Source organism: Croceimicrobium hydrocarbonivorans (assembly GCF_014524565.1).
Lineage (GTDB): Bacteria > Bacteroidota > Bacteroidia > Flavobacteriales > Schleiferiaceae > Croceimicrobium > Croceimicrobium hydrocarbonivorans.
Map to the genome: position 1 here is coordinate 3252083 of NZ_CP060139.1, position 11906 is coordinate 3263988.

The window sequence follows — 11906 nt, forward strand, 5'->3', positions numbered from 1 at the left end:
AGTGAATATCGGGATCGTGGGATACCCCACCTACGGGGGAAGTGGAGTAGTAGCTACCGAACTTAGTATGTACCTAGCTAAGCAGGGACATAAGATTCATTTCATTTCCTATTCGCAGCCAGTAAGGCTGGATGTTTTGGAGCCTAATATTTACTACCATGAGGTAAATGTTCAGGATTATCCGCTCTTCGAATATCAGCCCTATGAGTTGGCTTTGAGCAGTAAAATGGTGAATGTAACCCTCAAGTATAAATTGGAGGTTATTCACGTACACTATGCTATTCCTCACGCCTATGCTGCCTATATGGCCAAGCAAATTTTGCGCGAAAAGGGAGTTGATCTTCCGATTGTAACCACCTTACATGGTACGGATATCACGCTGGTGGGAAGAAATCCCAGCTATAAGCAGGCGGTAAATTTCAGTATCAATCATTCGGATGTAGTGACCTCCGTAAGTGAAAGTTTGAAACAGGATACCCTTTCCTTTTTCAATATTACCAAGGATATTCAGGTGATTCCTAACTTTTTGGATCTAAGCCTTTATAAACCAGATGATAGCTGCAAACACAATTTTGCGGAAGAAGGGGAGAAGATCGTTACCCACGTTTCTAATTTCAGAAAAGTGAAGCGCATTCCGGATGTAATTGATGTCTTCTTCCGTTTGCAAAATGAAATGCCCGCAGTATTACTGATGTTAGGTGATGGTCCGGAAAAGGAAAGAGCGCGCAAGCAAGCACAGGATTTGGGCATTGCCGAGAAGGTGAAATTCCTGGGTAAAACCTCTGATGTAGAGCGCATCCTTTGCATTTCAGATTTGTTTATCCTGCCATCCGAAAAGGAGAGCTTCGGCTTGGCCGCTTTGGAAGCGATGGGAGCCGGGGTACCCGTAATCTCATCCAATACCGGTGGCTTAGGGGAAGTGAATATCCATATGAAAACCGGTATTACTGCCGATGTGGGTGATATAGATGCGATGGCTCAAGGAGCTATTCATATCTTAAGCGATCCACAAAGGCATATAGCATTTGCGCAGGCTGCTCGAGCCCAGGCGGAGCGTTTTGCTATTGATGAAATTATGCCGGATTATTTACGGGTTTACCATGAAGCCATAGCCGCCAGTAATGCCTGAAGTGCTAATTCAAAGACGTGACCGCGCCGGTTATTTAGAGTCTTATCCTTTATACGTAAATCGAAAGCTTACTGCCCGCATTGCTTTTGGCGAAACTTATCATTTGGAATTGGAGCCCGGGCGGTATCAATTGCATTGTGGTGGTCTCTTTGCTTTGGAGGATGAAATATGGTTAGACCTTACTGAGCATCGCAAGGCTTTGTTCTTGTCGGCGGAAAGGCCCAAATCATTAAAAGCGCCTTGGCCCAAATACTATCGTTTAAAGTGGACGGAAACCACTCCTATTCAGATTAAAAAGGAGGAAGAGCAGGCAGTGTTAAAATCTGAGCAAGGCAATGCCTTAATTCGGGCTTTTGGTTTTTTAACCTTACTGGCTTTGGGTGCTGCCTGGATGTTTTGGCAGTCTATGGAATATGAGGAGCCCTTATTGTCCTTTGGTGGATTGGCTTTATTAGTGGCCATTCCCTGGGCTTATCGAGGGGCCTTACTCAGTCAGCTGAAAGAGAAATAGCCGCTAATTAGCCACCCACTCTTTTGGTTTTATAGCCTTGTTTTTGGAGGTATTCCAAGATTTTCGGACGCATATCACCCTGGATGATGATCTCTCCGTCTTTAACGGATCCACCGGTGGCGCAATGACCTTTTACCGCTTTAGCCAGATCTTTCAAGGCTTCATCAGAACCTTCAAAACCTTTGATGACTACGGCCGTTTTTCCACCCCGACCTTTCTTTTCAAGATGAACTTCTAAAAGCTGATCTCCGGCTTGGATTTCTTCAATTTCATCTTCCTCATCGAAACCTTGAAAACCACTATTGCCGGTTGAGAATACCATGGAGCCCAGATCTTCGAGGGAATTGGATTGCTTTTTAGCCATAAAAGGGATTTGAAGGCAAAGGTATAGATTGGATGCAATCTATTTCTTCTTACTTGATTTCGCTTGCGGATTAAAATTGAGGCATAATTGCAACCAGTACTCCAATTCATCTTCTCGGTCAATACCCTCAGGATCTACAAAGACATAGCCTTTCATCGGTCTACCGGTAAAGTCCATAGGGCGAGCGGCTTTCAACTCCATGGCTTCTTCATATTGATCCGGACCTACCCGCGCCATTAAATGATCTTTTACCACGCCGGCCAGCATTTTATCATCTACCATAAAGCAGAGGCCACCCATCATTTTCTTTTCAATAAAGGGGATACTTTTCTGATTGAGATGGTTGCGGATGCGCTCACCTAAAAATTCATCGAAAGCCATACTCTAGCGTCTAGCCATTATTTTATTAAAAGAATTCACCCTTTTACTCTGTTGGGTAAAGGCAACAAATGGAATAGCAGCACTTACCGTGCTGATAGCGCCATAGCGAGACCATAGAAAGAAAGTGAGTATAGCGCTAAGACCAAAGGCGATGATCACCATGGTGTTATTTACTTCTGCTCTAATATCGTTCACATGTTTCATTTGGTCCTTGGCACAATGCTTACAATGTACCCGAATCTCCTTGCCGTATTTCATCTCCAAGTTAATGCGGGAATTCGCCTTTTGCTTTAAAGTAAATGGCTTTTTACAAGATTCACAATTGCAATAGAGAAGCATTGATATTCAGTTAATATGAAAATTGTTTCACTAACCAAAGAATCAGATATAGCCCTAAACCAGTGCCATAGAAAATGAAGGCAATAACAAAGGCAATGCGGATGATGCTAACATCCCATCCTAATTTAAAGCTCAGCCATTCGGCTACTCCTAATACCATAGCTTTTGAATTATTTGGTCTCTAAATTTAGCAAAGGCCAAGGACTATTGGGTCGACAAATAAACTTTTAAGCTTTGATAGCCTTCCACAAAACCTCCTTCCGGACCGAAATCCCAATTCGAATGGCCAGTACAAAGAGGGTATAGGTTTTCGGTCCCTAAAGCTACAATGCGAGATTTAAATTGTCCGCCATTTTGGGATCCATCAAGATCCTCGATCATAATTTGACTTCCCGGTAAATCCGCTCCCCAAACCAGAACATAATTACTTTCCGCAAACCAAAAGCGAATAGACCAAGGATTCATTGGGTGATTGTTATCTATGATGCCACAGTGACTGGTACTATCTGGGTTCATCCACATCCATAAGGTATCATACTCCCATCCTCCATTGCGGTAAACTTGATGCATGATTCGCTCCCCCAGACTATCCAAAAAGCTGATTTTTAAATTTGGGATTCTCTTTCCACTCAAACTATCTTCAACTTCCACCACCAGAATATAAGCCCCATCAAAAGGACAATGTTGTGAAAAGAGTGGGGTGCTAAAGAGTAGCAAACCAAAGAGAAATTGTTTTAGCATCTCGAAAGGGATTTTTCGAAATGTACTAATCTCTCTTTAAGGGGATAGGCGTTCCAGAAAATAAGTCTGGACAAAACCACTATCCGTTTGGCCTCCGTAATTCCTTATTTGAATCAAGTCTACAATCAGGTACTTACCATTTTGAAAGCTCAGAATAGTAGGGTTACTTACTCTATATTCCGTAGATGTGCCAGGAAAGATGGAAGGTATTCGAACAGGCTTTTGGAATAACATCGATTCTACATAAATGCGACTGGCCCAAATAGAAGGACTATTGCCAAAGGTCAGAATACTATCTGCGTCTGGATTTTGTAAAGGGAGATCAATTTGCAGTGTACCCTGGAAAAAATGACTGGATTTTTCACTTTTAGGATAAACTTGAATATTGATAAGCTTAACGGTATCTAGATCTCTTTCAATGGAACGAATATTTAAGTTCCGATTGAAATGAAATTTGGGATCGATAAAGTTTCCACTTGCCGAAAAGAGAATGCGATATAAAGCACTATCATGAGTATATTCCCAAGTGCTATCGGCGATTAAGCCTTTAAGACCAGTGAGGTGTTTAAAAAGATCGTGATAGGCCAGACTATCGTTTTGAGCGTGGACCAAGCTGCTAAGGATTAGGAATACCAGCAGACAGGATTTCTTATAGCTCATCACGAAGGACACTGGAATTAGCTTTTTAAGCCAATCTCTCTTAAACGCTCATCTAAATATCCTCCTGCTGAAATATCCTCGTATTGTTTAGGATGTTCGGCATCAATACACTCTGGCAAACAATCCAAAGGCATTTCGCTGCGAGGATGTAAAAAGAAAGGAATACTGAAACGGCTTTCCGCCCATTTTTCGCGAGGTGGATTCACCACTCGGTGGGTAGTACTGCGCAATTTATTATTGCTGTGCCTTTGCAGCATATCGCCAACATTCACCACAATTTGACCTGGTAAGGCCGTAACGGGAATCCATTCACCTGCCTTATTTAAAACTTGTAATCCATCCGCTGAAGCTCCCATTAAAAGGGTGATGAGGTTAATATCTTCATGTTCGGCGGCCCGCACAGCATCCTGAGGTTCCTCGGTAATGGGAGGGTAGTGAATCGGTCTTAAGATGCTATTGCCATTATGAATATGAGCATCAAAATAAGTTTCTTCCAATCCAAGGTATAAAGCCAGGGCACGAAGCATATCTCTACCGGTTGCTTCCAAAGTTTGATAAGCTTCTTTACCGATACGGTTAAAATCGGGTAATTCCGCAACCTCAATATTTTCTGGATATTCTTTTGCGATCGCATCGCCATCTTCTACATATTGACCAAAATGCCAAAACTCTTTCAGGTCACCTGTATTTCTGCCCTTGGCATGCTCCTTTCCAAATCCGGTATATCCACGCTGACCAGCAATCCCTTCAATCTCGTATTGAGCTTTGATATCGGTTGGGAGGTTAAAAAAGGCCTTTACCTCGCGATATAAAGCAGCGCTGAGCTCGTCACTGAGACGATGATTCTTGAGGGCCACAAAACCAATGTCCTCATAAGCCTTGCCTAAGGCCTGCACAAAGGCATCTTTTCTTTGTGGATCACCACTTAAAAAATCATTTAAATCAACTGAAGGAATACCGATCGACTGACTCATCTTTAGGATTTTGCGCAAAGATAGGGACTGAGCGGGATTAGCGTGGAAAAAGCTTGCGGAATGGCTCTAAATAGAATTCATTTTAAGCCATCTTCAAACATAGCTAAAGGCTTGATTAGTCGGAATTTGGTTTAGGCAAGGACAAAGTCCGCATATAGATTGGATATTTCAAGCTTAATGAAAGCTCAAATCTTGGCTAAATCCCTTGCCCATTCCCAATAAAATCTAATTTTGGAAGCCCTTATTACCTCTCTATGAAATTCAATCGAAAAGGATTGACCGATCAGGAATTGATCGACTTTTATACCGCCATTCTTCGTCCCCGCTTAATCGAGGAGAAAATGTTGATCGCCCTGCGTCAGGGGCGGATTTCCAAATGGTTTTCCGGCTATGGTCAGGAGGCAATTTCAGTAGGCGCGGCCTTAGCGATGGACTCTGATGAGTTTATGCTTCCAATGCATCGAAACCTGGGGATTTTCACCACTCGTAAGGTGCCTTTATACCGTTTGTTCTCCCAATTTCAGGGTAAAGCTAATGGCTTTACTAAGGGTAGAGACCGTTCTTTCCACTTCGGTTCTAAGGACCATAAACTGGTAGGGATGATTTCCCATCTCGGTCCGCAAATGGGAATTGCCGATGGTATTGCTCTGGCCCATAAGCTTAAAAAAGAGGATAAGGTTTGTTTGGTGATTACCGGTGATGGTGGGGCCAGTGAAGGCGATTTTCATGAAGCCTTAAACGTAGCTGCCGTTTGGAAACTGCCCGTAATCTTTCTGGTAGAGAATAATCAGTGGGGATTGAGTACGCCCAGTCATGAACAATTTGCCTTCAAAAGCTTCGTCTATAAAGCGATGGGCTATGGTGTGAAAGGGAAGAGTATCGATGGTAACAACCTCCTGGAAGTTTATCATTCGATTAAAGAAATCAGTGAAGAAATAAAGAAGGACTCCGTTCCTTTCATATTGGAGTGTAAAACCTTCCGCATGCGTGGGCATGAAGAAGCTAGTGGCACTAAATATTATCCCGAAGGCATTCAAGATGAATGGGCGGATCAAGATCCGGTAGATAATTTCCGGGCCTTCATGATTAATGAGGACATTATTAGTCCCGATGAAAATGAAAATTTAACACAGGGCATTAAGCAGGAAATCAATGCGGCTTTTGAAGAGGCTTTCGCCGAAGAGCCCATTGTGTTTAATCCTGAAACAGAATTAGCTGATCGTTTTGCCCCCTTCGAATTTGTAGAGCGTCCGGCGGGCGATCAAAAGGAAGATCGTCGTTTGGTAGACGCCATCCACGATGCATTGGATCAAAGTATGGAGGCCCATCCCAATTTGGTGATTATGGGTCAGGATATAGCTAAATATGGTGGTGTTTTCAAAGTAACCGAAGGCCTGGCCGACAAATACGGTTACGATCGAGTGCGAAATACCCCTTTATGCGAATCGGCCATTGTGGGTACGGGTTTAGGCCTGAGTATCTCAGGAATGAAAGCGGTGGTAGAAATGCAATTTGCCGACTTCGTTACCGAAGGCTTTAATCAGATTGTAAATAACCTGGCTAAGATTCACTACCGCTGGGGGCAGAATGCCGATGTGGTAGTGCGCATGCCTACCGGAGCGGGAGTAGCGGCTGGTCCATTCCACAGCCAGAGTAATGAGGCCTGGTTTACCCATGTGCCCGGATTAAAAGTGGTGTATCCTGCTTTTCCATCCGATGCCAAAGGTTTGCTGATCAGCGCTATAGAAGATCCTAACCCGGTGCTCTTTTTTGAGCATAAAGCACTGTATCGTTCCATTTCGGAGCCGGTGGCCGACAATTACTATAATTTACCCATCGGCAAAGCAGCAGTAGTGCGCGAAGGAAATTCCGCCACCATAGTTACTTATGGAGCTGCGGTACATTGGGCTTTGGATTTAGCAGAAGAACAAGGTTTGGATATTGAGGTAATCGATCTCCGAACTCTAATGCCTCTGGATGAGGAAGCAATCCTTAACTCAGTTCGTAAAACCCATCGCGCCTTAGTGTTAACCGAGGATACCGCTTTTGGAAGTATAGCCAATGATATTGCCGCACTTATTACTGAAAAGGCATTCGAAGCCTTGGATGCGCCGGTACGTCGTTGTGCGAGTATGGATATGCCGGTTCCTTTTGCTGCGCAATTGGAGCAGGGATTCTTGGCGAAAAGCCGATTGGCCGATACTTTGAAGGAGCTATTGGAGTATTAGGATTTCTGAATTGAATTGTAAATTCAATCCAGTTTCAAATTCAATCCTGTATCGTCCGGAACACTAGCTCGAATTTGCAATTCGAGCGATGCTACAATTTGAAAGATATTTAAGCATCCTTAGACCGAGGATGAAACTTCAGAATAGTTTCCCTTAACTGCTGCTGACTGAGATGGGTATAAATCTCGGTGGTGGTGATGCTTTCATGCCCCAGCATTTCTTGGACAGCGCGTAAATCGGCGCCATGTTTTACGAGGTGGGTAGCGAAGCTATGACGAAAGGTATGGGGCGAAATGGTTTTGCGGATGCCCGCTGCGGAGGCAGCATCTTTCACTAAATTGAATATCATGGCCCGACTTAAGGCACTGCCTCTGCGATTGAGGAAGAGAATGTCTTCGGAGCCTTTTTTAATGGGCAGATGCACCCGCACTTCCTGTCGGTACAGCTCAATCATCTTTTGAGCCAGGCTATTGATGGGAACCAATCTTTCCTTATTGCCTTTGCCCACTACCCGAATAAGATCTTCCTTAAAAAAGAGATCGGAAAGGCGCAGACCCACTAATTCGGAAACCCGCAAACCACAGGCATAAAGAGTTTCGAAAATGGCCACATTACGCATGCCTTCGGGCTTGGAGCGATCAATACTATCGATCATAGCCGATACTTCTTCTTCCTCTAAATACTCTGGAAGCTTTTGATCCAATTTAGGTCCTTCCAGTAGTTCAGCAGGATTTTGATCGATATAGTCTTCTAAAATTAGGTACTTATAAAAAGCACGGAGGGAGGAAATTAAGCGGGCCTGACTGCGGGTGCTCAATCCATGATTTTGCAAATCTCGCAAGCATTTCTCCAAACGGAAAAGGTTCAATTGCAAGGGTCCCAGTTCTTCATTCTCGAAATAGTGGGCAATTTTATTCAAGTCACGGAGATAGGCTTTCACCGAATTATCGGCCAGACCCTTCTCCAGTTGCAGATAGTTTTTGAATTCTCGAATGGCGCCTTTCCACTGCATTTTTAAGTAATTTGGCTCGGCTAAAGGTAGCTAATGAAAGTGGGTATTCTCAACGGTCCGAATCTCAACTTATTGGGAAAGCGCGAACCGGAAATTTACGGACATCAAGGCTTTGAATCCTATTTGGAAAAGCTGCAAGCGGATTTTCCCGAACATGAAATCCAGTATCGTCAATCTAATGTGGAAGGCGAATTGGTGAGTGCCTTGCATGAGCTGGCAGAGGAGTGTGAGGGAATCATCTTTAATCCTGCTGCCTTTACTCATACTTCGATCGCTTTGGCGGATGCGGCAAAATCGATTGACTGTCCTATTATCGAGGTGCATCTTTCCAATGTTTATCAGCGTGAAAGCTTCCGACATAAAAGCTATTTGTCGCCCGCTGCTAAGGGTGTAATCACTGGCCTGGGTCTTAAGGGCTATGAGTTGGCAATGAGAGCTTTGTTGGGCTAAAGTTTGATGAATTTCACAGTTTCGCTAAAATCAAACTTATCGCTACTGGCTTTACATATATAAAAGCCAAAAGGCAAATCACTTAATTCCATTTTTTGTTCTTGTCCCGCTTCAAAATGGATAGTTTTAATCAAGTTCCCACTTACATTGTATATATCCACACGATTGTAGCATTCACCTTCGGCAAGAGCAGCAGTTTCATGTACGGGATTGGGATAGAGACTTAAGGGTTTAAATTCTGGGAAATCTTCAGAGTCTAAAATATACTCAGGGTAATACCTTGGTGATCTGCTCACAAATTCCACATTTACTGGTTCTTCTATCCGAGGGTACCAATTGTTAAATCCTTCGTGCAGACGAACATTTAGAATTCGCTTACGCTGATTGCTGTAGAAATTATAACAGCTCAAATTATAGATGCCGGGTGGTATTCCATCGATTTGGTAGCCAAGGGTACTATCCCCAAACCTTTTGTTTAGGGAAATGATTTGACCTGTTTCCTGGTTTTTAATGGAGATATAGAAAAGGGAAATAGTGTCTTCGGTTCCTGACTCCAATACAATACCGGTTAAAATAGCCTCTCCATGTTGGGCAAATACTCTGGGCATGCAGAGCAGAAGGGCAAGTAAAAGCGAAGCAGATTTCATAGCAGATTTAGGTTTAAGGGTTCACTATTTTGGATGCTCAATTTTTAATTCGGTTGCCTAATTCATGTGAAAATGCATTTCGTACATTAGGGCTCTTGCCTAAACAGAGCGAAAAATGATACTAAGTACCACCGACTATATACCGAACCGTGAAGTGACCGAGATAATAGGCATAGCGCGTGGAAGCACGGTTAGAGCCCGAAATATCGGTCGTGACTTCTTTGCCGGATTAAAAAATATCGTTGGTGGAGAAATTGAGGAATACACCAAGCTTCAGGCACATGCGCGCGAGCAGGCCATGCAAAGATTGGAGCAGGATGCCCAACGTTTAGGCGCCGATGCGGTGATCAATATCCGATTAACCACTGCGATGGTTATGCAAGGAGCGGCAGAAATTCTGGCCTATGGTACGGCAGTAAAATTGAGCTAATGGAATTTAGTTGGCCAATTTATATCAATGGCGGAGTTTGGATAATCCTCCTGATACTAATCATTTATTTAGCCTTTCGTCGCCTGCGAATAAAGGAGACCGAAGACTTTGAAAAGCGAGATAATTAAGAAGGGGAAAAACACTTAGGGGAATTGAAGTTTGAATATCGCATTAGCTTAATCTATCTGATTATTGGGGCGCTTTGGATTCTGTTCTCAGATCTGGCTGTCAATGAATTGGTGGATTCCCCTGCCTTACAAAATGAACTCCAAACCTATAAAGGCTGGTTCTATGTGGTAGCCACTGGAGCCTTATTTTTTGTTTTTCTACGCCGACATCTAGGGCGACTGAGAACCGTTGAGCAAAGTTTGGAGTCTCATCAAAAAAGCTTAGAGAAGACCGTTCAAGAAAAAACGCGTGATTTAGATCAAACCTTGCAGGCATTGAATGAAAAGCATGAAAAGCTGCAGGAAAAGAATGAGATCATTCACAATCAAAATCTTCAATTACAGAAAGCACTCGAAGATCTGAAATCAGCACAAAGCAAATTGATGCAAGCTGAGAAAATGGCTTCCATTGGTCTTTTAACTCGGGGCTTGGCGCATGAGGTGAATAATCCTCTAAATTATATCTCTGGGGGTTTAGTAGGCCTCGAAGACCAGAAGCTGGCGGAGCATAATGAAGAAACCCAAATTTACATCCGCGGAATTCGTGAAGGACTTCAAAGAGTACATCGCATCATTCGCTCCTTAAACCAGATGAGTAATCAGGGTGGGGAGAAGAAAGAGCTTTGTGATATTGGTCGAATTCTCGACAATGTTTTGGTTTTACTGCTTCCCGAATACTCGACTGAAATTCAGATTCAAAACTCCATAAAAGCCAAAGAGATTCAGGTTGTTGGCAACCGGGCCGAACTTTATCAGGTTTTCTTTAATATTATTCAGAATGCCTTTCAGGCCATGCCAGATGGTGGGGTATTGAAGTTAAATGCCGAAAATCTGGAAGCCGGCATTCGCGTGCAAATCCAAGATAGTGGCAGCGGCATTGCCACCGAGAATCTTCTAAAAGTTACCGATCCGTTTTTTACCACCCGCTCTCCAGGCGAAGGGGTGGGGCTGGGATTATCGATAGCCTACAATATTATTGATCAGCATAAAGGTAAAATGAGTATCCAATCCCAAGAGGGCCAGGGTACCACCGTCACTGTTGAAATTCCTAATTCATGAGTTTACCCCAAATTCTCTATGTTGATGATGAGGAGATGAATTTGCTCCTTTTCAGTCTCAATTTCAAAAAGCACTTTGAGGTGCTCACCGCTAAAGATCCGCAAGAGGCTTATCAAAAGGTTGCTGCTGGCTTAAAGCCGGATGTGGTAGTAAGTGATATGAAGATGCCTGGACAAAATGGAGTTGAGTTTTTGCAGAGTATTCGCGGCCATCTTCAAGAAGCACCATTTTATATCCTAACCGGCTTTGAGATTAATGAAGAAATTCAACAGGCCCTTAATTCCGGCTTGATTCGAAATTATTTGCGAAAACCTTTTAATCGAGATTCTCTCTTGGAGGAATTTCAACGGGTAGTAGGTCAAAATTGATAACTAGAAAATGGATTCGGCCTTACTAAAGAAGATGTCTTATAAGGGGGAAAGCCCTTTGCTATTGGCCAATGTGCCTGATACTTTGCTTGATACATTTAAGGATTGGATTGAGGAGTCTGTTGCCCAGGATCATGATTCAGCTTTAAACTTTGCTTTCATTTTTGTGCAGAAGCAAGAGGATCTGAATCAATGGATCGATAAGCTTTGCCCATTAATGGAGGGGGATGCACCGCTTTGGTTTGCCTATCCGAAGAAAAGCAGCAAGCGTTTTAAAAGCGAGATCACCCGCGATTCTGGATGGAACCATATTGGACAGTACAATATGGAACCAGTGCGTCAGATCGCCATTGATGAGGATTGGAGTGCTTTGCGTTTCCGCAAATTAGAATACATCAAGAAATTGACGCGTCGAGACAGCATGCGTCTCAGTCCAAAGAAATAAG

At 43.3% G+C, this 11906-nt stretch carries 18 protein-coding genes; 9 read left to right on the plus strand and 9 right to left on the minus strand.

From position 1 onward, the window contains the following. Nucleotide 1: 1 nt before the first annotated feature. The gene (bshA, locus tag H4K34_RS14555; RefSeq protein WP_210758119.1) at nt 2-1129 is read left to right on the plus strand and encodes an N-acetyl-alpha-D-glucosaminyl L-malate synthase BshA; all 1128 of its coding nucleotides are present in this window, start codon (nt 2-4) and stop codon (nt 1127-1129) included. Continuing rightward, nucleotides 1122-1640, plus strand: a complete 519-nt coding sequence (locus tag H4K34_RS14560; protein ID WP_210758120.1) for a hypothetical protein — start codon at nt 1122-1124, stop codon at nt 1638-1640. Before bshA ends, H4K34_RS14560 begins: the two co-directional genes overlap by 8 nt. Nucleotides 1641-1647: 7 nt before the next feature. Here the strand turns inward: H4K34_RS14560 and H4K34_RS14565 are convergent, their stop codons facing one another. The 7 genes from H4K34_RS14565 to H4K34_RS14595 form a co-directional block, all read right to left on the minus strand. After that, the gene (locus H4K34_RS14565; protein WP_210758121.1) at nt 1648-2004 is read right to left on the minus strand and encodes a translation initiation factor; all 357 of its coding nucleotides are present in this window, start codon (nt 2002-2004) and stop codon (nt 1648-1650) included. Between the two features lie 39 nt (nt 2005-2043). Beyond that, entirely contained in the window at nt 2044-2385 is a 342-nt protein-coding gene (locus H4K34_RS14570) for a TfoX/Sxy family protein (RefSeq protein ID WP_210758122.1), read from the minus strand. Between the two features lie 3 nt (nt 2386-2388). Beyond that, complete coding sequence (locus H4K34_RS14575; RefSeq protein ID WP_210758123.1) at nt 2389-2643, minus strand: hypothetical protein; 255 nt, start codon at nt 2641-2643, stop codon at nt 2389-2391. Between the two features lie 91 nt (nt 2644-2734). Continuing rightward, nucleotides 2735-2884, minus strand: coding sequence for a PspC domain-containing protein (locus H4K34_RS14580; RefSeq protein WP_210758124.1), 150 nt, complete (start codon nt 2882-2884; stop codon nt 2735-2737). 44 nt (nt 2885-2928) lie between these two features. Continuing rightward, nucleotides 2929-3465 carry a hypothetical protein gene (locus H4K34_RS14585; protein ID WP_210758125.1) on the minus strand — a complete coding sequence of 179 codons (537 nt, stop codon included), beginning with the start codon at nt 3463-3465 and terminating at the stop codon, nt 2929-2931. A 36-nt stretch (nt 3466-3501) separates the two neighbouring features. After that, nucleotides 3502-4125, minus strand: a complete 624-nt coding sequence (locus H4K34_RS14590) for a hypothetical protein (RefSeq protein ID WP_210758126.1) — start codon at nt 4123-4125, stop codon at nt 3502-3504. 17 nt (nt 4126-4142) lie between these two features. After that, nucleotides 4143-5099, minus strand: a complete 957-nt coding sequence (locus tag H4K34_RS14595; protein ID WP_210758127.1) for an isopenicillin N synthase family dioxygenase — start codon at nt 5097-5099, stop codon at nt 4143-4145. A 254-nt stretch (nt 5100-5353) separates the two neighbouring features. Here H4K34_RS14595 and H4K34_RS14600 point away from each other — a divergent pair, with 254 nt between their 5' ends. Then, complete coding sequence (locus H4K34_RS14600) at nt 5354-7327, plus strand: alpha-ketoacid dehydrogenase subunit alpha/beta (RefSeq protein WP_210758128.1); 1974 nt, start codon at nt 5354-5356, stop codon at nt 7325-7327. Between the two features lie 109 nt (nt 7328-7436). On the opposite strand, the gene xerD is transcribed toward H4K34_RS14600, so the two are convergent. Continuing rightward, a complete protein-coding gene (gene xerD, locus H4K34_RS14605) occupies nt 7437-8339 on the minus strand; it encodes a site-specific tyrosine recombinase XerD (RefSeq protein ID WP_210758129.1) in 903 nt (300 codons plus the stop codon). Nucleotides 8340-8372: 33 nt separating this feature from the next. Between xerD and aroQ the strand changes: the two genes are divergently transcribed. Next, the gene (aroQ, locus tag H4K34_RS14610; RefSeq protein ID WP_210758130.1) at nt 8373-8789 is read left to right on the plus strand and encodes a type II 3-dehydroquinate dehydratase; all 417 of its coding nucleotides are present in this window, start codon (nt 8373-8375) and stop codon (nt 8787-8789) included. Here the strand turns inward: aroQ and H4K34_RS14615 are convergent. Continuing rightward, entirely contained in the window at nt 8786-9436 is a 651-nt protein-coding gene (locus tag H4K34_RS14615; RefSeq protein ID WP_210758131.1) for a T9SS type A sorting domain-containing protein, read from the minus strand. The two genes, aroQ and H4K34_RS14615, sit on opposite strands and share 4 nt — an antisense overlap. Nucleotides 9437-9551: 115 nt before the next feature. On the opposite strand from H4K34_RS14615, the gene H4K34_RS14620 reads away from it, so the two are divergent. From H4K34_RS14620 to H4K34_RS14635, 5 genes are read left to right on the plus strand one after another with little or no spacing between them, the layout of a single operon-like run. Continuing rightward, complete coding sequence (locus tag H4K34_RS14620) at nt 9552-9866, plus strand: YbjQ family protein (protein WP_210758132.1); 315 nt, start codon at nt 9552-9554, stop codon at nt 9864-9866. After that, on the plus strand, nt 9866-9994 hold the full coding sequence (locus H4K34_RS18145; protein WP_281384591.1) for a hypothetical protein: 129 nt from the start codon (nt 9866-9868) through the stop codon (nt 9992-9994). Before H4K34_RS14620 ends, H4K34_RS18145 begins: the two co-directional genes overlap by 1 nt. A 24-nt stretch (nt 9995-10018) precedes the next feature. Continuing rightward, nucleotides 10019-11092 carry a sensor histidine kinase gene (locus tag H4K34_RS14625; protein ID WP_210758133.1) on the plus strand — a complete coding sequence of 358 codons (1074 nt, stop codon included), beginning with the start codon at nt 10019-10021 and terminating at the stop codon, nt 11090-11092. Then, complete coding sequence (locus tag H4K34_RS14630) at nt 11089-11460, plus strand: response regulator (RefSeq protein WP_210758134.1); 372 nt, start codon at nt 11089-11091, stop codon at nt 11458-11460. The genes H4K34_RS14625 and H4K34_RS14630 overlap by 4 nt, the downstream gene beginning before the upstream one ends. 10 nt (nt 11461-11470) lie before the next feature. Continuing rightward, on the plus strand, nt 11471-11905 hold the full coding sequence (locus tag H4K34_RS14635) for a hypothetical protein (protein ID WP_210758135.1): 435 nt from the start codon (nt 11471-11473) through the stop codon (nt 11903-11905). The last annotated feature ends 1 nt before the right edge of the window (nt 11906 follow it).